Origin of the sequence: Lujinxingia vulgaris, from assembly GCF_007997005.1 — a bacterium.
Taxonomy (GTDB): Bacteria; Myxococcota_A; Bradymonadia; order Bradymonadales; family Bradymonadaceae; genus Lujinxingia.
Genome location: NZ_VOSL01000040.1, coordinates 1 through 20,464, shown reverse-complemented (window position 1 = coordinate 20,464; position 20,464 = coordinate 1). Strand labels below are relative to the sequence as shown.

Genomic DNA, 20,464 nt, shown 5'->3' with positions numbered 1-20,464 from the left:
AGGGTCCAAACCAGTCAGCGCGAACCACAATCAATCGGACCGATCATCGCCTCGGCGCTATGCCTTCCCAGCGCGCGCTGGCGCCGGCGGTCGGTCTCCGCCTCGGGCACATCGCCGAGGATCGCTTCGGAGGCGACCGTCACTTTCTTGAAGCAAAACTCCCCGGAGTAGCCCGGCGCCGGGGGGCCATCGATGGGGTCGCGCACGATAAAGCGAAAGCTCACCGGGTTGGTGCTGTCGTTCTCCAGGGAGCCGGCCGTGCTGCTATCGATGAGTTTGCCGTCGGGGAGCACCTCGCGCAGGGTGGCCTGGCCACCGCCGGGGTTCTCCTCGGGGCTGAAGATCTGGTAGCCGCCCCGGCGGATCGCGCCGATGCGCTCGGCCTCCGAGCCCAGGCTGCTCAAGTCGGCCTCGGCGCGCGCCTTGAGCATCTCCGAATAGGAGGGCGCCCGGGCACCGGCGCGGTACAGACCAAACTGCACCACAGCGTCGCTGAAGACGGTGGCCTGAGCTCGGCTGCGGTGGCTGGCCGAGAGCCAGACCCCCTCGGTGGTCGAGTCCAGCGCGACCATTCCCAGGCCGGTGAGCACCAGGATCACAAGGAGCACCACCACCAGGGCTGCACCGCGTTGATTGTTGGCTTGAAGTCGCATCAGAGCCCTCGCATACGGAAGTTGGCAAGATCGACGCTGGACTGCACCGTCACGACCGAGGCCGCCCCCGGGTTGCGCGGGTCGACATCGTAGGTCTGCATGGTGCCTTCGACCTCCTGGAAGCCCAGCCAGTCGGCGTCTCCGGCGACCTCAAAGTGGGGCCGGTTGGTGCGCTCATTCTCCGAGCGCATCGAGAGGCGAAGGTGCGCCACGCGCGCCAGATGTGGCTGAGATCCGCTGGCCGGCGGGGTCAGGCAGGCCCCGGTGACGGGCTCCCACTCCTGCTCCAGCCGGGTGGTTTCCATCACGCCGAAGCCATCGGCGCAGTCAAACCACACCCGAAAGTCGACCACATGGTTGGCGATCACCAGCGTATTCGCCTCCTGCGCGGCGGCGTCCACGCCCACGATCACCCCTTCGAGCTGAGCGGCCGTCGGCGAGTTCAGGGCCATCAAATCCCCGAAGTTAAGCCTGTGGCGGACCAGCTGCAGGTTGGTCGGATCGTAGGGGTCGACGCGTACGCGAAACCAGAAGGCGTCGAGGAAGGCCGCATCATAATCATTGTCTTCGCCGTCGATGCTCTCCAGCCCCGACATGCGCCCCTCACCGCGGAAGGTGATGGCGGCGGTCGTCAGCTCCAGCGCTCCGGAGCTGATGCTGGCCTGACGCACGGGCACAAACTGCATGTAGCCCTGGCGATCGCTGATACGCAGGCCACGGGCGCTGGCCGCCTCGGTCAACGCCAGGGCGCGGGGGTCGGTGTCGTCGGCGATCACCGCGCTGTCGGCCGAGACGTCAAAGGGATCGATGCGGGTCAGTCTCCCCATCCCCCGCTCGACATTCTCGACGCGCGCGCTGGAGGGCCGCACCTCACTGACAAGAAAGCTCTGCGGAAAGTCGTAGGCGCCGACCACCACCACGCCACTGAACGCCGAGCCGGGGTTGCGCGCCCCGATAGCCTGAAGTGTGGCGTCGCCCTGATACACATCGCGGCTGTTCTGCCACCCTTCATAGGGGATCAGGCCGAACATCGGGTCGCCTTTGGGCCGCACCCAGGGATCGACCGTCGCGTTGGGTGTGGCCTGACTTCCGGCCGACTGCAGCTCGTTGCGCACCATCTCCAGCGCAAAACGCGCCTCATCAGTGGCACCGGCCATCGCGTCAACATCGATCAGCGCGTCGGAGGTCCGGGCGAACATCCCGTAGATCATCGCCACCAGCCCTCCCACAAGCGTCATGGCGATCATCAGCTCCACAAGCGTGAAGCCACGACCGGCCAGCCGGCGTCGGGTCAGGCGATGGGGTTGGGGGTGTCTCATCATCGTATCCTTACATCGCAGTCGTCGTTGCGGCGTCATCATCGGGTTCAACGCGGGCGAATGGCGCTGGCGAAGTAGCTTGCGCGCAGGCCTTCGAGCTCCAGTCTCAGGTCTTCGTCGCCGGGTATCAGCAAGCCGGTGTCGACCGTGTCACAGCGGCCATTAAGGTTGCCGCCGTCCTGCCCGGGGAAGGTGCCGTTGGCCCCCGGGTACACCACCGCCAGGCGGATCTGCATGTAGGGTTGCGCGATGCCATCTTCTTGAAGCTGTTGGGCGGAGCCGAACACACAGAAGCGGGCCGCCCCGTCGTCGGAGCGCATCCGCAGGTTGACCGGGGTGTCGTAGAGGCGCACCCAGCCGCCGGCGCCGGCGGCGGTGGCCAGGTCGGCCAGAAACGCCGATCCGCGCCCGTCATTATACACCTCGGCGACGGTCGAAGGGGCCATCACGCCGTTCCATCCCATCGCCTCAGCCCGAAGTCGCGCTTCGACCTGACGGGCCATCTCCGTAGCACCGGTGACATCGCGCGAGACGGTGTAGCCACCCAGCGAGGTAAACTGCATGGCGATCGTCGCCATGACCCCCACCGACATCAGCATCATCGCGATCAGCAGCTCGACCAGCGAGAAGCCACGCGTTGGTGCGATCTTCAGGCTCTTCTTTTTCATTGGATCACCCGCGCCTGACCGTTGAAAGGAATGTGGATCATATAAAAGCTGGAGAGCTGGCGCTCGACGCTCAGCTCGAAGATCTCATCTTCGCCCGCTCCGATGGAGGGGCAGTCGCTCACCCCGGCGCCCAGCGCCTGCTCCGGGTTGGCCATCCAGAAGCGGAAGTTGTAGCCCGGGCACGCCCCGTCGCTGCTAAGCGTGCGGCCGTCGCGGTCGAGCACACGCCCGGCCGGCGAGATGCACAGCGGTCGGGCCAGGGTGCCCTCGGCGGCCGGGTCGGCCCCCAGGATGGCGTGCTCCAGGCCGGTGGCGTTCATGTCGATCTCGATCAGCGCCTCACCCGGCCCCGGCGCGGTCACCACGCCCTCGGCGCAGGTCAACGAGCGGTTCTCCGAGCGAAAAAACTGCACCGAGCCCGAGTCACCTCCTCCCCGCTCCACCGCCACAAAGACCACCTCGCCGCGGCCCATCGCGTAGGCCCGGGCCTCCTGAAAGGCCTGCACGATCTGGCGGTTGAGCCCGCGGGTGCTGTTCTCTTTGATGGTGCGCGAGACCGTCGGCGTCACCAGCGCGGCGAGCATCCCGACGATCACCACCACGATCATGAGCTCCACCAGCGTAAAGCCCTGCTCCGAGCGCGGGCGTCTGGTGTGTGTTCTCTTCGGCATGGCCTCTCTCATCGTTGCATCACGTCAGTCATCGCGGTGGTAGCTCTAACACAGCCTGAGGGTGTCGCAAGATTCATACCACGCGCCAGGGCCACACCCACCCCCGGCGCCCTCCTGGCGATCGGCGGCTCTCGCAGGCGGTGATCGCCGACTTCGACCTCACGAAAGACTTCGTCGCCCCGCTCACGATACTATGAAAAAATTTCATACCCTTGAAGTAATTGCACAACGCGCCCCGATTCACTACACCCCGAGATGTTGATTCTTACCCTCCTCCGCCCTCGAGAGCCCGCCGTGGCGTCTGGCCGACAACGCTCAACATGCTGGCCTTGCCTCGCCACACTCCGAGCGACCCACACGCTGCTCTGGATCGCCACACTTCTGGCGACCGCCGGCGTCACCCCCCTTCGTGCGCCGGCCGACGCCCACGCCACCACCTATCAGGTGCGCACCCAGTCGCGCGCCCGCGCCACTCAACACCTTCGCGCCGACCGCCGCTGGGAGGCCTCCCGCACCTGGACCCAGGCTCTGCACCTGAGCGCCCACGATCTGATGGGCGATCGCACCGGTCGGCTCAACGCCCGGCTGAGCTTTCGATATTTTAGCGACGCGGCGCTCTCACCCGAGCTTCGCGAAGATCCGCGCGCCGTCGACCGCTTCAACGATCTGACCCTGGATCTGGCCTATGTGGACTGGCGCCCTTTTGAGGCGCTTCAGCTTCGCGCCGGACGTCACTGGGCCGGCTCGGCGCTGGGGGTGGTCGACCTCGACGGGCTCAGCGCCGAGCTGGAGCTGGGCGAGGGGCCTACCCGCCAGATGGTGCGGGCCTGGGCGGGCCGCCAGGTCGACCACCGCCTGGGCCCCTTCGACCCGGCCACCTTCGATGTGCAGGGAGTGCCGCTCAACGATCCTTACGCCTCGCGCGCCCAATCGACACTTATGGGTGTCGCGCTGGGCGTGCGCCACCGCCGCCTGCACCGCGTGGAGGTTGCCGCATCTCGATCGGCGCGCGCCATCGCGCCGCCCGAGGGCTGGGGAAGCACCGACGCCCGCCAGATCGAGCATCGCTTCGGAATGAGCGCGCTCATCACACCCGCGCGCTCGCTCAACCTCAGCGCCCTACTGACCTTTCACGGACCGGCCCGGGCTTTCGATCGCGCGCTGCTGCAGGGCGCGCTGGCCGCCGGCAAAACCACCACGGTGTCGGTGGGGCTCGACCACCGCCTCCCCATCTTCGACGCCGCCTCGATCTTCAACCTCTTTGGCGCCTCGCCGCGCCAGAGCGCGTACTTGAGCGTGATGCGCGCGCTTCCGGCCGCGCAGACCTCGCTGGAGGTGCGGGCCTGGGCGCGGGCCTACCGCGACGCCGGCGACCTCTTGAGCCTCCCCGACCACCTCGCACCGGGCGCGGCGCTGGGCGCGCACACCCGGCTTCGCCTCTTCGAGCGCGACGCGCGGCTCAGCGCTCAGTTCAGCTACCAGACCCACACCGAAGGCGCGCCCACGGGTGATCAGCTGCTCGTCGACGCCTCACTGCGCGTGGCCGCCACCCCGCGCCGCCTCTGGCTGACCGCGCGCCACCTCACGCTCTATACCACCGGCGCCTCGGGGAGCCGGGTCGGCCCCGGCGATGAGCACAGACTCGCGCTGAGCACCAGCCTGGGCGCGGAGGTGGGGCTGGGAGCGCTGGCGCGCCTCGCGCTGCTGGCCGAACACCGCCAGGGAAGCGCCCTGCCCTCCCACGCCCTGCTCTACGCCAACCTCACCCTGGAGCTGTGGCCATGATGTCTCGGCGACCACCAACCCGCCTCAATGCCTCGAAGCCCACCCCGCGCACAGGCTTATGTTATGCGACGATCATGGCCCTCGTGCTCACGAGCATCCTCATCATAAGCGCCTGCCAGGGCCCGGCCTCGCCAGCCGGGACGCTGCCCCCCTTGCAGAACCCACCGAGCTACCGCTCCGCGCTGCCCGCCGACCACCCTCCGGGCTTAAGCCCCATAAGCGGCATGCGGATGCCCGCCGATCACACCGCCGACTGGATCGCCAGGCACGGCCCCCGCGCGCTCACGCAGAACGCCGAGTGCATGAGCTGCCACCTGGAGGCCGACTGCATCACCTGCCACGTCGACACCCTCGCGGAGAGCTCGCTCATCCACCCGCCCAACTACGTGGCGATGCACGGCCTGGAGGCGCGTCAGAGCATCGACGATTGCGCCACCTGCCACCAGGCCCAGACCTTCTGCACGAGCTGCCACCTGGAGTCGCAGGTCAGCCCGGACGCCCCCTTCGACCTGCGGCCACCGGCGAACTTCGCGATGCACCCGCCCGGCTGGCTCGACGCAGCCATGCCCAACAACCACGGGGTCATGGCGCGACGCGACATCTTTGAGTGCGCCTCCTGCCACAGCGAGCAAGATTGCGTGAGCTGCCATACGGGAATCTCACCCCACCCTCCCGAGTTTCGTTTCGAGTGCCGCGCCTGGCTTCAAACCAACCCGGCACCCTGCGCGCGCTGCCATCTTGAGCTTGCCCCGCTGCAGGCCGGCTGCCTGTGAGTTCCGGGGGGCGCACCTGGCGAGCGCGTCCATCCTTTTGAATTGACACCCCGCGGCGATGCTGCGAAGGCCTCTTCTGGCCCCCCGACCCGGCACCCCCATCCGGGTCACTCCCTCCTCTGAGCGCTCCATCATGGCCCACCATCCTCCCCACGCGCCCCGCAACACCGAGCCCGCCCCCTCCCCCTCCTCGCCACACTACGCCGACGCCCGCACCGCCACCGTGGTGCTCGCGCTCTTGAGCTCGGTGGTCTTCTTCGCCGTGGTCAACGGCAACATGGTCAACGTGGCGCTGCCCTTTATCGGCCGCGACTTCGGCGTCTCCGAGGGCGTGTACGGCTGGGTGGTCACGGGCTTCTCGCTGACCTTCGGCATCTTCAGCGCGATTCACGGCCGCCTGGCCGATCTGGTGGGGTTAAGGCGGCTCTACTGCGCGGGCATCCTGGCGCTGGGCGCCACCTCCTTGATGCTGGCGGCCTCGCCATCGATCGAGGTGATGATCCTCCTGCGCTTTCTGCAGGGCGCGGGCAGCGCCGCGCTCCCGGCGCTGGGCACCATGATCATCGCCCGGGTCTTTGCCCCCCATCGCCGCGGCGGTGCCATGGGTCTTGTGCTCGGCGCGGTGGGCCTGGCCGCCTCGGTCGGCCCCTTCCTGGGAGGCATCCTCGTGGAGCTGGGCGGCTGGCGCCTGGTTTACGGCATCACCGGCCTTGTGACCTTCGCCGCGCCGGTGGCCTTCCGCCTCTTGCCCGAATCGCTCGACACCCGCTTTGGCGACACCTTCGACACCCCGGGCGCCCTGCTCCTGGGCGTGGGGGTGAGCGCCTGGCTGTATGCCTTTACGATCATTGAGCAGCGAGGGTTTGGCCCCGTCTTCTTCGGCCTGCTGGCGCTGGGCCTGGTGCTGCTCTTGATCTTCTGGCGACGCATCCACCGCATCGACGAGCCCTTCGCGCAGCCCGAAGTCTTCAGAGATCGGCGCTACCTGGCCAACAGCGCGGTGGCTTTTCTGACCAACGCCACCCGCTTTGGCACGATTGTGCTCGTCCCGATCTTTTTGATCGAGGTCAATCACGTGGCCCCGGTGGTGGTGGGGCTGGTGCTCTTACCCGGGGCGCTGCTCATCGCGTTGATCTCGCCATTTACCGGGCGCTACGCCGATCGCGTCGGCGCCCGACAGCCCATCACCATCGGCATGGTGCTGATCATCGCCGGCAACCTCATCACCGCCTACTACGCCGGTGGCTGGGAGGTGGGTGTGGGCCTGGGCATGGGGCTCTACGGCCTGGGCTTTGCGCTGATTCAGAGCCCGATCGTCAGCGCCACAAGCCAGATCCTGCCGCCGAGCCTCACCGGCAGCGGCATGGGTATCTTCATGATGATCTTCTTTTTAGGCGGTGCCTTTGGCGTGGCGCTCAGCGTGACGGCGGTGGAGCTCCAGGCCGACAGCGCCACAAGCTGGCTGGGCTTTGACTTAGGCCCCGGCGCCATCTACTCCAACGCCATCCTCACCCTGACCGTGCTGGCCACGTTGGCGCTCATTCTCACCCGCGGGGTCCCCGGACTGCGCCCCAAACCCATGGAGCTGACCCCATGACCTTCACGCCCCTTCAGGCTCGCCTCTACGCCGCCACCCACACCGGCACTCCGGGCGACCTTGCGTACTACGCCTCCCGCACCGCCGGCGCCTCCTCCGTCCTGGAGCTGGGCTGCGGCCACGGCCGCCTGCTCGAAGCCTTAAGACCCGGTGTGGAGCGCCTGGTCGGCCTCGATCAAGACCCCGAGCTCCTGAAATTGGCCGCCGCCCGCAACCTCCCCCACACCGAGCTGCTGGCGCGCGACCTCCGAGATCTCCCGGCCGATGGCGAGTTTGAGCACATCATCCTGGCCTACAACGGCCTCTATTGTTTGCCCGACACCCCCGCGCTCCGAGCGACCTTTGCAGCCGTGGCCGGCGCGCTTCGCCCCGGCGGCCTCTTTCACCTCGATGTCTACCCCACCGAGGGCCTCGACGAAGACGCCGCCGAGATGGACATCCCACCAAACGTCATCGTCGACGACCCCTCCGCCCCCACCACCGAGCTCGATGTGGACGGCGTGATTTACACCATCTGGGAGGGCTCCTTATGGGACGCCCACGAGCGCACCTTCGAGGTCACCTTCCGCTACGTGCGCGAGGACGAAGATGGCGAGGACCCCGAGGCCGGCGTGCCCATCACCATCGCGCACCGCTACTGGCCCCTCGACACCCTCATTGAGACCGCCCAACAGGCCGGCCTCGACTTCGTCGGCCAGCGCGAAGGGTTTGATGACACCCTCGACGATGAGCTCGAAACCCCGCCCCAGCACGTGCTCACCTTTGCGAAAGTAGGCTGAGAAAACACAATCAAAGGGGGGGTATGACGACGCCAGCGCTGGCCCACCGGGCCGGTGTCTGGTAGCTCTCTGCCCGTCGTCAACATCTCTATGAAGGATGGTGGTCATGTCGTCTCCCGCTTTTTTTGCTCGCCGGGTCGCAATTACCCTCTTGCTCGCGCTGACGCTCAGTCCAGCGCTGCTGGCCTGCAAATCCACCTCAACCAGCCCCGACAAAACGCCGCCACCTATTGAAGTCACCGGCCCCGAAGATCTTGTGCAGACCGAGGACACCCTCCTCTCCTACCGCGTCCGTCCGGGTGGCGAGCTCCCCGAAGCGATTCGCAAGATCTCCTTCCACCCCATGCTGGCCTTCGCTGCCGACGCGCTCGACGACCCCGTCGACGTCCTGCTGGATCTGCCCGATGGCTCGCTCGGCGCGCTCGATCGGAGCCGCCCGCTTTTCTTCAACGTATCCAGCCTGGGTAACGAGGACTTCTTGCAGGCCGTCGAGCTGGGTCTGCCCCTGCGCGAGCACGAGTGGCCCTCGTTCATCCTGACCCGGTGGTTGCTACCCACAGACGACCCCGCAAAGCTGGCCTCCCAGATCGACTCCCACTACGCCCCCGAGCTCGCCGCGTCCCCCGACGACGCCGTGGTGCTACGCTCTTTTGAGGGCCCGGGATTTCTGCGTGTGGAGGTCGCCCTTCCCATCACCACACAGCACCTCCCGGCCCGGGAACATCACAGCCGGGCGCAAGCCTGGATCGACGCGCTGGACCTGGCGAGCCTCCCGGCCCCCTCGATCGCCGCCTATCGCCCCACCGCCGCTTATAATGCTTACACGAAGGGCACCAGTGAGATGGCGATCTGGACCCGATTTGACGCGCTCGCGAGGATCGCCAGCCTCAACAACGCCTTTCTCATCGCGCGCCAGGCCGATGTTCGCACGATGGCACCGAAACACCGTCTGGAGACCCACCGACGTCTGGCCTTTCCCTCCGTCATCAACGATCCCCTCGTCGCGGAAAACGAAGACATCGCGCTCCTTTTGAGCGCCACCGAAGAAGGCGCGATCCTCTTCGACATTGTCACCACGCCCACCGCAGCAGGCGTCCGCTTGCGCGACGACCTTTCCCCCGGCCAAGCGCTTGGGCCGCTCGGCATCACACCCTTTCTGCATGTCGACGCCTCTCTCCTCGGCGTCTCTCCCGATGATCGTGACCTGAAGATGTTTTGGACGCTCAACGACATCATCGGCCGTCAAGAAGACGCCACACTTCCCACACCGGACACCCTGCCGATGACCAATGGCGAGGGGCTTCTTCTGGGCCTTCTGGCTGCCGGCCACCATCCCATGACCTCGATGCATCGCGTCCGCCAGACGCTGGCCAGCGCAATGACCGCACCGCTGCCTCAAACGGTCTCTATGCGCGCCTTCCACCTCCCGGATGTAAGTCCGATGCCGGTGGGCGCCGCCGCCCTGCTGACCTTCGAGAATACGCCTGAGGTGCGCGCGGCCATTGAACAGACCCTGGAGATTTTGCGGAGCCAAAACACATTCCTTCTCGACGCCGAGATCCGTGACGTGACCGAGCAGATTGAGGTGCGCCTGAGCCTTGGCGAGTCCGCAGAGACACGAGTCCGAAACGCAGATACGCGTCCGAGTGAGGGAACGCACATGGCCTTTGAGGCCGCGCACCTCGGGGAGTTGCGCGCGCTCGCTCCTCGCGGCTTTTTTGACATCTTCAACAGGATCAGCCTGACGGCCCAAACTCACGACAATGTTTGGAGCCTTCGGCTGGCGCTCAACGCGCCGCCTGATCTTCCGGCTCTCGACCTGGCCAGCGATGTGCCCTTGCTCCCCACCCCGACCTCGCGCTGCCGCACCGAGCTTGCGGCCGCGGCCTTCACCCACCTCAATGACTTAAGCGTCGACGGTTCGGCAAAGGTCGAGCGTTACCTGGAGACCTACGCCGAGCGCGCTGAGCGCTGCCTGGGCCCCGACCACCCCTACGCCGCCGAGGCCGAAGCGCGCCTGAATCTGGTGCGTCAGTGGGCCGCCGAGCTCGGCGAGGATCCCTCCCTCTCGGCATCGGCGCAGTGAAGGTTTTCCACCGCACACAGGGGTGGGCTCGTCGCCCCCGCGGCTGGTCCTTTTGGCTTCGTTATGCTAGCTGTGCGCCTGCTTTTTGACCGCTGAATGCACCGCCGGCCCGGCGCGTCTTTATGCTGACGTGTGCCCCACGGCGCGCCCGCACAGGCTCACGACCTCTGCACAAAGGATGATGATGAGACTCTCCGCTCCCCACCGTACCACTCGCCAGCTCGGCACCGCGCTCCTGATCAGCGCCACGCTCAGCCTGGGGCTGACCGCCTGCAAATCTTCGCCAGAGGCTCAGGATGAGGCCGCTCAGAACCAGCCCATCACCCTCTCCGGCCCCGAGGACCTGCTGCAGACCGAAGATACTCTGCTGGCGGTGCGCATGAATTTTGGCGGCGACCTCCCCGATGCCATTCGCACCATGGAGGGCAATCGAGACGCGCAGATGGTGGCGAACCTGCTCGACGATCCGGTCTCCTTCTTCATGAACGAGCCCGACGTGCAGCTTGATCTGAGCGCGCTCGACACCGGGCGCCCCCTCTACGTGACGCTCTCGCGGATGGGCAACGAGGACTTCCTCGATGCGGCCGCCCTGGGGCTTCCTACCCGCGAGGAGGAGTGGCCGACCTATGCGCTCTACCGCGCGCTGCTCCCCACCGACGATCCGGCGCTGATGGCCACGCAATTCGACCAGCTCGTCGCCGACTTCAACGCCGACAAGCCCCGCTCCCCCCTGGCCACCCGCAGCTTTGAGGGCCCGGGCTTTCTGCGCGTGGAGATCGCCGCGCTGATGAACACGACGCGTCTTCCCGAGGGCGACCGCCTGGAGCAGGCCCGGACCTGGCTCAACGGCCTGGACCTCGAGAACCTGCCGCTGCCCACGGCGGCGGCCTTCCGCCCCACCGCCGCTTATAACGCCTTTTTGCAGGCCGAGAGTGAGCTGGCCGTCTGGGCCCGCTTTGAATCACTGGCGCACGTGGGCATCCTGGAGGCCTCGATGAGCCCGGCGGCCAACACCCGCCAGAGCGGTGGCGACGCGGGCATGGCGCGCTTCCGCATGGAGAACATCAGCCGCCTGGCCAGCGCCTCGGTCGTCGCCGATCCGGTCGCCGCCGAACACGAAGACGTCTCGTTGCACCTCGACGCCGATGAGGCGCACGCGATCACCGTCGACCTGGTGATGACCCGCACCTCCCAGGGCGCTCGCGTCCACCAGAAGACCAGCCAGTCGGTGAGCCTGCCGGCGATCGACGCGCAGCACTTTTTGGCGCTGGACTGGTCACTTAACATCGCCGACCTGGCCGACACGGTCATCGCTCCCTTCTGGCAGCTCGACTACCAGGGCGGCACCTCCAGCGGGTTCGACTCTCTGGAAGGCAACGATCTGCAGCGTCGCGTCACCTCCTCCGAGCTCGCCCTCCCCGTGCTGATCTCCGCCGGGCAGTACCCGATGGCCCTTGCGCAAACCGCCTGGCAGGCCGTCGCAGATAGCTTCCCGCTGCCGGTGGCCGGCTCGGTGCGCGCCTACACCCTGGCCGAGGGCGGGCAGCTCCCGGTGGGCGCGGCCGCCACCCTGCTCTTCAGCAACGAGCCCGGCGTGCGCGACCAGCTCCAGCAGCTGCTCACCCTGGGTCAGAGCGCCATCCCCACCAGCTTCGACGCCGCGCTGATCGAGCGCGACGACAACCACATCGAGCTTCGCCTGAGCCTGGGCGGCACGGTCAACGAGAGCTTCGCCGCCGCCGAGATGGTTCAGGTGCAGGAGACCCGCGTGGACTTCAACGCCGAGAACCTCGGGCAGCTTCGGGCCTTCATCCCCAACAACGCCACCGACGATCTGCGCCGCTTCGCCGCCATCACCCGCAGCAACGACGAGACCCAGATCATCCGCATCGGCCTCAACACCACTGGCGAGCTGGAGGCTCCGAGCTTCGCCAACGACGCCCCCCTGCTCACCGCGCCGACCTTCCGCTGCCGCACCGAGCTTGCGGCCGCGGCCTTCACCCACCTCGAAGACCTCGGCAGCGACGCCCGGGCCAAAGCCGACCGCTACCTGAGCACCTTTAGCGAGCGCGCCGACCGCTGCATCGAGCCCACCCACCCCTACGCCGCCCAGGCCCAGGCCCGCCTGGAGATGGCCCGCGAGTGGGCCGCCCAACTCGAAGACAGCTCCCAGCCGGTGGAGAGCGTCTACTAAACCCGCGGTTGTTTGTTTTGAAGGGGGGCGCCCGGAGCGCCCCCCTTCGCGCTCTGCGCCCACCCCATACTTAAGAGTCTGCTGATGGTTTCGCACCTTCGTTACGCCTGTCTCCCCGCCCTGCTCTTCGGCCTGAGCGCCTGCGCCTCCCCGGCCCCGACCGCCGATGAGGCCCCCACCGATGCGCCCGTCGAAAGCGCGGAAAACGTTGAAACGACCGAGAGCGACGACCCCACCGACTACGCCGTCACCTTCAACGGCCGCCAGATCGATCTTCGCCCCTACGTCCAGGGCTTTCCCTACTCGCGTATCACCCCCGATCTGGAGCAGGGCCACCTCCTCTACTTCGAGACGACCCCGGAGGGCACCTGGATGCGCAAGATCGATGCGCTTCCCGAGGAGGGGCAGGTCGACCTGAGCCAGGGGCACAAGCTCAACGACATCGACTGGTCCACCCGCAACTACTGGGGCGGCGAGTACAACCGCACCCTGGAGGGCCTGATCTTTCGGGGCGATGAGCGAAACGATGAGCGCATCAACCTCTACCACCTCGACCTGACCACCGGAGAGGTGCGCGCGCTCACCGACGTCGACTACATCTACGCGGTGGGCTTCTCCGGCGACGATCGCCTGATGGCCTACGTCGTGCGAAACGGCACCGAAGAGCCGTTTAACAGTTGCCTGCGTATCCGCGACCTGGGCACGGGTGAGGAGCAGCAGATCTGGTGCGATGAGGGCGGAAAAGACCGCCTGACCTGGTCGGGCATCGAGTTTGACCCGGCCAACCGCCACGTCGTGCTCAACCTGCAGCACGACGGCGACCGCCGCACCACCAACCTGGCCCTCTTTGAGCTCCCCCACCCGGCCGAGCACGACGAGCAGGTCTTCGACGCCCCGCGCCAGCTTCTGGAGCGCGGCACCCGCCACATGCGCCTGGGAGCCCTCGCCGAGAGCTTCGATGGCGAGCGCCTCCTCTACATCAGCGCCGAGAGCGGCCAGGACGCCCTTTACGCCCTCGACGTCGAGAGCGGCACCTCCACGCTCCTGAGCGCGCTCGACCACGAGATCAGCGACGCGGAGATCGTCGAACCCGAGGGATCGGGCCCCCTCCTCTTCCTGCTCCTGGAGCATCCCACCGGCTCCATCGCCGAGCTGCGCGACCTCGCCAGTGGCGAGCTGCTCCAGCGCGAGAAGTTCGAGGAGTCCGTCTACGTCGCCGACGCGTTTGCCGATCGCCTGGCCCTCTCCTCAAGCTCGGTGCGCACCCCCTTTGAGCTCGACCTCGTCGCGCTCAACGCCGACGGCCCGCTAAGCGCCCCCATCACCATGGAAGCCCGGCGCCTGGCCGAGCTCCCGGCCGAGCTCTTCGAGAAGCTCGTGCATTGCAAGGTGGAGCGGGTGGAGTTTGAAACCTTCGACACCGTCGAGACCCCCGACGGACCGCGACCCCGCACCCTGCACGCCTACTACTTCGAGCCGGTAAATCCCCCGACCGACGCCGATCGTCTGGTGCGCATGACCGCATTCTACGGCGGCGGCAACTACTTCAGCAGCGCCAACCAGATCATGTGCGAGGCGGGCGTAGCCACGTTGAGTCCGGCGGTGCGCGGCTCCTTCGGCTTCGGCGCCGACTTCGCCGCGCTCAACGACGGCGACCTGGGCGGCGACGAGATCGTCGACCTCTTCAACGCCGCCCGCTGGCTCGAGAAGAACAAAGGCTACGCCCCCCATCAGATCGGCGTCTACGGCTCCAGCCACGGCGGCTACGCCACCATGCGCGCCTTAACCTTCCCCCCCGGCACCAACGACCACAACGACGTCTACCCCTTCGGCTTCGGCTTAAGCCACGCGGGCTTTAGCGACATCATCACCTTCTTCAACACCAGCAACATCCCCGACTGGGTGATCCTGGAGGCCGGCGACCCCACCGTCGACGCCGCCAAACTTGAGGACCGCTCCCCCCTGACCCACGTGGATCGCCTCACGTCCCCCCTGCTCCTGACCCACGGCGCCAACGACAGCCGCGTCCCCGTCGCCGAGAGCCGCCAGTTCGCCGAAGCGGCCACTGCCGCCAGCGCCCCGGTCACCTACGTGGAATTCGAGGGTCAGGGCCACGGCATCAGCGGGCTGCAAAACACCCTGCGCTACTACCGCGCGGTCTTCTCATTCCTGGAGGGCGAGGTGTTGGGGGGCGGAGATTCGCGGAGTGGGGAGGTTCGGGCGGACGAGTGAGCTTCGCGGGTTGTGGTTAGGTGGTTGAGTGACGCCGGCGCTACGCGTGAGTTGGTCGATTTGTGGTGAGGTGGTTGTGGGGCGTGCGGGGTTCGCGACGTCGGTCGATTCGTGTGGGCGTGGGGGGGTCGCGATGTTGGGGGGTTCGTGTGGGCGGTGGGGGGTACATGCTCGACAAACCGCGTAAATGCTGGTGATGGGGTGACCCTCGGTGATGGGGTGACCCTCGGTCACCTCGCACCCGCATAAACATTGGCGCTCAGGCGACCCTCGGTCACCTGAACGCAAGCACGAGCACCAGCACCAGCACGAGATCGAGCCCGAGGTCGAGATCGAGCCCGAGCCCGAGCCCGAGATCGAGCCCGAGATCGAGCCCGAGATCGAGCCCGAGATCGAGATCGAGACCGAGCCAGAGCCCGACATCCCCCCAACGCCCACACGAACCTCCCCACCCCCGCGCCCCTCCCAACTCCCTCAACCACCTAACCACAAACCTCCCCCCCCCCCCCGCGCCCCTCCCAACTCCCTCAACCACCTAACCACACCACGCGAACCCCCAACCCACACGCCAACTCCCAACGCCCCTCAACCACCTAACCACACAACCACAAAAAAACGCCCCGGAATCACTCCCGAGGCGTCTCTCCCCCCCCGCTCGCCCCCCAACCCGAGCGCATCCAGGGCGGGGCTGGCAAGGAGCAAGGAGGAGCGTGTAGCAGCGCTACCGCGACGACGCAGCGACACAGCCAGCGTCGTCCTGGGGCGCTCGGCGAAGGTCAAAAGTTTTCTTCGCGGGAGATCTTTCGAATGATCAACGACTGCTTCTCCGCGCTGATCCCGAAAGCCTGCACCATCGATTGCAGCAAAATCCGCTCGTCCTCGTGCACCTCCTGATCCGAGATCGCGACGAGCGAGGAGAGGTAGTAGGCCTCCTCACGCAGCCATTCGTCGCCGAGCCTGGTGCCCAGAGCCACAAAAAGCTCCGAGAGGGCGTCGGGGGTGGGCTGCACCTGGCGAGCGCGGGCGATCGATGCCTGCACAAAGCCCTCGGGGGAGTGGCCGCCATTCCACGTCAGCATGCCGATGGCCTCGGTGAGCTCCTGCTCCTCCTCGGGCAGAATCTTGCCGTCGATGACCTTGGTGGCCACCAGCGTGTCGATCAGGGCCTCGTTCTGCTCCTGGGTCAATTTGGCAAAGCGGCGTTCGGTGAGCTTGTTGGCGATCATCTGAAAAATGGGCATCGAATCCTCCAATCGAAACACAGAGTCGGGTCAGGGCGATAAAGGTTGTTACGGGTCAAAAGCAATGGGCGAACCCTAGCAGCGAGCGCCCGGCGGGCACAACTGCGATACCCCCGAAAGTGGCAGAGACGATGGCAGGCTGGCGGGGCCAGCGGCAGGCGTTACCAGCCGATCAGGCGCAGAAGATCGACCAGACCGTAGCGTTCGATCAACGCTTTTCGGCGCCGGGCCAGGCGATGCTCGCGGGCGGCCCGCGGGCTCATATCGCGCAGCGTGCCGGCGAGTTGGGCGGCGATGGCGTCTTCGAGCTCCTGGCGCTCGGCGGCTTGAAGCGCGTCCCAGTAGGCGTCGATCAGCGCGCGATCGGCGGCCTCCAGCTCTTCAAAACCAAAATCCCCCCGCTCGTTGCTCAGCTCTCGGGCGCGCCGCCACCCCGCGCGATACGCCTCACGCCAGCGTTCCTCCCCGCTCGCTCGCCCCGCCTCCTCGATCGCCTGAAGGGTCTGGTGCAGAAGCTCCGCCTCACCGCGATCGCCATCCTCGTCCGGGGCGGGCGAGGCCTCACCCGGCGACGCGGCACCTGCCGGATCGCCCCCGTGACCCGGGTCTGCCCCCGCCCCGCTGTGCAGACCGGACTCCGCCAGCCGCTCCAGCTCGGCCTCGATAAAGGGCCAGCACTGGCGCACCGAGCGGGGGCGCTCCGCCTCGCCATAGGCGCGAAACGCCTCCTCGATGCCCCGGCACACCGCGGCGGCCGGCGCCCCCTGCTCCTTGAGCGGTAACAGATACGCCAGGTCTCTGGGGCTGGGGATGTACGTGCGCCCGCTGAGCTCGGTGAAGAAGTACTGCACCTGCTCGATAAACCCGAGCTGCCCCGGCGGAAGATGACTCATCGCCCCACCCTACTCTTGAGCCTCGGCCGGCAACGCGCCCTCGGCGGGCGGCGCCTCGGTGGGCTCCTCATCGAGGGTGGGTTCAGCCGCCCCCGGCGCCTCGCGCTCTTCTTTCTCCCGGGCGCGAAACTCCTCGCGGCTCAGGCGCTCGCGCATCCACCACACCCCCTCCTCCGAGACCCAGCGCTCGATAAAACGCCCCTCGCGCACGGTGGTGTCGGGGAGCTCGTACCACTCCTGCTCGACCTCCAGGATGGCCTCAAACCCGTCGTCGGAGAACTCCACCTTGCGCAGCGCGAGCTCCACCACGCGATAGTCATCGCCGAGCTCCTCGTAGCGCCCCAGAAAGGACTCCCGGGCCGCCTCGTGCACCTGCTGGGAGGCCTCCTCCCAGCGCGCCCAGCGCATGTTTTTATGGAAGTTGCGCGCCGCCATATCGAGCGCCGCCGGGTCGGCCGGCCGCTCGTTGACCTGAGCTGCCGAGCACCCAACGCCCGTTACGAACACCACGCCCAGCAGCACGAGCGCTGCGGCCAGCCACGATCTCAAGCCTCGATGCAGGTTCATGCCTTCCTCGTCTTCTTGCTGATCACGGCCTTAAGACGCGCCATGTCGGTCGCGGTAAACTCACGGGTCAAAAAGAGCGTGGCCAGAAGCGCCACCCCCATCGAGGCCATCTTAGCGACGACCAGAGCCAGGTACACCATTTTGCCCTGGGAGGTCACCAGCTCCACGCCGAGCGGCACCGCCATATCGATGCCCCAGAGCACGCCGGCGGCCAGCAGCAAGCGACCCAGGGTCGCCCAGGGGGGCGCCGCGCCAAAGGCACGCCACAACCACCCCACGCTCAGCAGGCACCCCAGCACCATGGCGATGGTGGTGGCGATGGCCGCCGACTGCATGTAGTCGGTGGCCTGCAGAAGAAAGGGCGCGGCAAAATTGGCCGAGGCCTCGGCATGCGCCTGGGCCTGGGCCACCACGCTCATCGCATCGCCCGAAGGGTTGACCGGCGCCACGGGCACAAGCCCGGCCATCGCCTCGGCGTGGGTGCGCGTCAAGAACACGTAGTTGAGCACCGCGCTCAACCCCAGCGACGCCCCCATGATCACCACCGCCGCCAGCGGATGCCCTGACCCGATGATCATCGTCGTCGCCACATAAAAGAGCGCAAAGAAGATGATCGACACGCTCAAGATCGAGAGCGCCACCGACGCCGCCTGATAATCCGCCGAGTAGAGCGCCCCGATGATCGAGTCGGCGTTAAACGCCAGCACCATCGCCACCGCCGCGATCAACATCGAGCAGTAGCGCAGCGTGCTGCGCACATACGCCCGCGTCTGGTTGGTATCCTCGCTAAACGTCGACTGGCTGATCATCGGGAAGATCACAAAGGTCACCGCGATCACCCCCTGGTAGGGGATGCGCGCCACGTTGAGCACCGCCCCGTAGAAGCCGGCGAACTTGTTGCTCATCAGCGAGAAGAGCGACTCCATTCCGCTCAGATGCGCGGGCACCCCGGAGGCGATCGCCTTAAGCACGAAAAAGTCCGCCCGCATCAACCCGTTGAGCGCAAAGGTGTAGAGCATGATCAGCACAAGGTAGTTGAGCAGGCGCTTAAAGGCCTGGCGGGTCTGCTCTTTGTCCAGCCCGCCCTGGCCGATGCCGGCGGCGCGCCGCACGCGCTCGCGGCGAAAGAGCCACACCCCGGCCACCGTGCAGATGATGCCCGCCGCCCCCACAAAGCCCGCCACCGCCCCGCCTACGCCGAAGCCCAGCAGCACAAGGCCCACGATCCCGAGCATCTTCAGCGTGGAGAACCCGAAATCCAGGCTGGCCTGGCGCGCGAACTCCTTGAGCCCGTTAAAATAGCCCACAAAGATGGCGTAGAAGGCATAGAAGAAGATGATCAGCGCCGAGAGCCGCAAGAGCGGCACGAGCGTCATGTCGTTAAAGCTGCCGGCGATCCAGGGTGCCCCCAGGGCGTAGAGCGCGGCCACGGGCACGCCGAGCATCAGCTGCATGCGCACGGCCATATTGACCAGTCGGCCGGCCTGCTCGGGCTGCTCGCTCACCAGCTTGCTGACGGCGTTGAGCGTGCCGGTGATCATCACCATGTTAATCAGCCCGATGGACTCGGTGATGATCAAGAACCCCCGGCCGGCCTGCTTGACCGACGCCTCATCCATAGCCCGCGCCTTCTCGGCGCCTCGCTCTTGCGCGCTCATCTCGCCTCGTATCTTCAGTCGATCGACAGGTGCGGTTGTGGCATAAAACCGGCTCGTGTCAACAATGCTGGCTCAGCGTTTCTACTGCTCGCCACACCTTGAAGGGATGTCTGCTATGCTCCGACACATCACCGCGTTCGGCTTCTTTCTGATGATGAGCCTGGGAGGCCTCCTGGCCGCTCAAGCCCAGGACGCGCCCGCTGCCCGGGCCTTCCCGCCGGAGCAGGAGGTCGTCGCCTCGCCGGCGGGTGTTAACGAACAGGCCGCCCCCTCCGAATCGACCGAATCGACCTTCTTCGACGCCGACCACCGCCGGCGCATCTATGAACAGGGGCGCTTAAGCCACACCCGCGCCGCCCTCTACTCCCTTCTTTTGCCCGGCCTGGGCAACTTCTACGTCGAACAGTACATGCTGGGCACCGTGGCGATGTCTCTGACCGTCTTCGCGGCCATCTTTCTGGCCTACGGCATCAGCCTCTCGCGCAGCGATCTTGTGGGGTTGGGCGCCGGGGTGGCGGGCCTGGCCTACGGCGGCGGGCTCATTACCAGCTACCAGGGCGTGCGCCGCTACAACCTTCAACTCCAGCAGAGCCTGCAGCTCGACCGCGCCGCCGCCCACATCCCGAGCGCCCCGCGCACCTGGGGCTTAAGCCTGAGCGTGAATTTTTAGGCCAACCCTTTTGGGCCCGGGCCAACCGACGACTTACTCGTCAAAAAGTTTGACGCTCACCCGCACATCCTCCGCCCCGAAGAGCTTCTGCGCCTCGGCCACCACCGGATCGGTGCGCACCTCTTCGACCAGCGCGGCACGGCGACGCCGGATGTCTTCCTCGCGCTCCTCAGCCAGATTGGTCACGCCGCGGGCGGCCTCCACGTCGATCTTCTCCATCACCACCCGCCAGTCATCACCGAAGATGCGTTTCACGGCGTCTTCGATGGTCTTCTTGCGGGCGTCTTCCTGGGCGATGTCGGCAAAGGCCTCGGTGAAGTTGAGGCGCACCTCCCCCTCCTCAAAGCGCTGCACGTAGGCGTACTCACAGGCCGCCGCCACCGGCGCGTTGCTCTGGCGCACAAACTCCACGACCGCCTTCCAGCGCTCCTCCGGCGAGCTCAGCGTTGAGACGTCGGGAACCTCCAGCGCGTCGACATCGGCTTTGATGAGACGCTCGGGGATCCGGGGCTTCGGGGGGGCGGCGACGGCCACGTCGCTGTCGGGCTCGCTCGCCACCGCCTGACCCTCGGTCACCTCCGCCTGACCCTCGGTCACCTCCGCCTGACCCTCGGTCACCTCCGCCTGACCCTCGGTCACCTCCGCCTGACCCTCGGTCACCTCCGCCTGACCCTCGGT

General features: G+C 66.8%; 18 protein-coding genes. 8 read left to right on the top strand and 10 right to left on the bottom strand.

Going from position 1 to position 20,464, the window contains the following annotated elements:
- Positions 1-14: 14 nt before the first annotated feature.
- Genes FRC96_RS08330 through FRC96_RS08315 form a run of 4 tightly spaced genes read right to left on the bottom strand, consistent with a single transcriptional unit; the run spans position 15 to position 3,311 of the window.
- On the bottom strand, positions 15-653 hold the full coding sequence (locus FRC96_RS08330; RefSeq protein ID WP_146974041.1) for a hypothetical protein: 639 nt from the start codon (positions 651-653) through the stop codon (positions 15-17).
- Positions 653-1,972: a PilW family protein gene (locus tag FRC96_RS08325; protein ID WP_230470020.1), complete on the bottom strand. Its 1,320-nt coding sequence runs from the start codon at positions 1,970-1,972 to the stop codon at positions 653-655. The genes FRC96_RS08330 and FRC96_RS08325 overlap by 1 nt, the downstream gene beginning before the upstream one ends.
- 47 nt (positions 1,973-2,019) lie before the next feature.
- A complete protein-coding gene (locus tag FRC96_RS08320; protein WP_146974039.1) occupies positions 2,020-2,640 on the bottom strand; it encodes a type IV pilus modification PilV family protein in 621 nt (206 codons plus the stop codon).
- Positions 2,637-3,311, bottom strand: coding sequence for a prepilin-type N-terminal cleavage/methylation domain-containing protein (locus FRC96_RS08315; RefSeq protein ID WP_230470019.1), 675 nt, complete (start codon positions 3,309-3,311; stop codon positions 2,637-2,639). Before FRC96_RS08315 ends, FRC96_RS08320 begins: the two co-directional genes overlap by 4 nt.
- Positions 3,312-3,605: 294 nt before the next feature.
- Between FRC96_RS08315 and FRC96_RS08310 the strand changes: the two genes are divergently transcribed.
- The 7 genes from FRC96_RS08310 (at position 3,606) to FRC96_RS08280 (ending at position 14,757) form a co-directional block, all read left to right on the top strand.
- On the top strand, positions 3,606-5,096 hold the full coding sequence (locus tag FRC96_RS08310; protein WP_146974037.1) for a hypothetical protein: 1,491 nt from the start codon (positions 3,606-3,608) through the stop codon (positions 5,094-5,096).
- A gap of 74 nt (positions 5,097-5,170) precedes the next feature.
- Positions 5,171-5,869: a hypothetical protein gene (locus FRC96_RS08305; protein ID WP_146974036.1), complete on the top strand. Its 699-nt coding sequence runs from the start codon at positions 5,171-5,173 to the stop codon at positions 5,867-5,869.
- A gap of 133 nt (positions 5,870-6,002) precedes the next feature.
- Positions 6,003-7,466 (top strand): MFS transporter, encoded by a 1,464-nt coding sequence (locus tag FRC96_RS08300; protein ID WP_146974035.1) that lies wholly within the window; start codon positions 6,003-6,005, stop codon positions 7,464-7,466.
- Entirely contained in the window at positions 7,463-8,245 is a 783-nt protein-coding gene (locus tag FRC96_RS08295) for a class I SAM-dependent methyltransferase (protein ID WP_146974034.1), read from the top strand. The genes FRC96_RS08300 and FRC96_RS08295 overlap by 4 nt, the downstream gene beginning before the upstream one ends.
- Before the next feature lie 106 nt (positions 8,246-8,351).
- A complete protein-coding gene (locus tag FRC96_RS08290) occupies positions 8,352-10,331 on the top strand; it encodes a hypothetical protein (RefSeq protein ID WP_146974033.1) in 1,980 nt (659 codons plus the stop codon).
- A gap of 184 nt (positions 10,332-10,515) precedes the next feature.
- Entirely contained in the window at positions 10,516-12,525 is a 2,010-nt protein-coding gene (locus FRC96_RS08285; protein ID WP_146974032.1) for a hypothetical protein, read from the top strand.
- Positions 12,526-12,609: 84 nt separating this feature from the next.
- Positions 12,610-14,757, top strand: coding sequence for an alpha/beta hydrolase family protein (locus FRC96_RS08280; RefSeq protein WP_146974031.1), 2,148 nt, complete (start codon positions 12,610-12,612; stop codon positions 14,755-14,757).
- Positions 14,758-15,031: 274 nt separating this feature from the next.
- On the opposite strand, the gene FRC96_RS21950 is transcribed toward FRC96_RS08280, so the two are convergent.
- The 5 genes from FRC96_RS21950 to FRC96_RS08255 all read right to left on the bottom strand — a co-directional run bounded on the left by FRC96_RS21950 (position 15,032) and on the right by FRC96_RS08255 (position 19,116).
- Positions 15,032-15,247, bottom strand: a complete 216-nt coding sequence (locus FRC96_RS21950) for a hypothetical protein (protein ID WP_230470018.1) — start codon at positions 15,245-15,247, stop codon at positions 15,032-15,034.
- Between the two features lie 286 nt (positions 15,248-15,533).
- Complete coding sequence (locus FRC96_RS08270; protein ID WP_146974030.1) at positions 15,534-15,998, bottom strand: hypothetical protein; 465 nt, start codon at positions 15,996-15,998, stop codon at positions 15,534-15,536.
- A 161-nt stretch (positions 15,999-16,159) separates the two neighbouring features.
- Entirely contained in the window at positions 16,160-16,891 is a 732-nt protein-coding gene (locus tag FRC96_RS08265; RefSeq protein ID WP_146974029.1) for a hypothetical protein, read from the bottom strand.
- A 9-nt stretch (positions 16,892-16,900) separates the two neighbouring features.
- Positions 16,901-17,458 (bottom strand): hypothetical protein, encoded by a 558-nt coding sequence (locus FRC96_RS08260; protein ID WP_146974028.1) that lies wholly within the window; start codon positions 17,456-17,458, stop codon positions 16,901-16,903.
- Complete coding sequence (locus tag FRC96_RS08255) at positions 17,455-19,116, bottom strand: oligosaccharide flippase family protein (protein ID WP_146974027.1); 1,662 nt, start codon at positions 19,114-19,116, stop codon at positions 17,455-17,457. Before FRC96_RS08255 ends, FRC96_RS08260 begins: the two co-directional genes overlap by 4 nt.
- Before the next feature lie 115 nt (positions 19,117-19,231).
- On the opposite strand from FRC96_RS08255, the gene FRC96_RS08250 reads away from it, so the two are divergent.
- Positions 19,232-19,786 carry a hypothetical protein gene (locus FRC96_RS08250; protein WP_146974026.1) on the top strand — a complete coding sequence of 185 codons (555 nt, stop codon included), beginning with the start codon at positions 19,232-19,234 and terminating at the stop codon, positions 19,784-19,786.
- Positions 19,787-19,819: 33 nt separating this feature from the next.
- Here the strand turns inward: FRC96_RS08250 and FRC96_RS21945 are convergent.
- Positions 19,820-20,464: hypothetical protein (locus tag FRC96_RS21945; RefSeq protein WP_230470017.1), on the bottom strand; the 645-nt coding region annotated here is incomplete at its 5' end.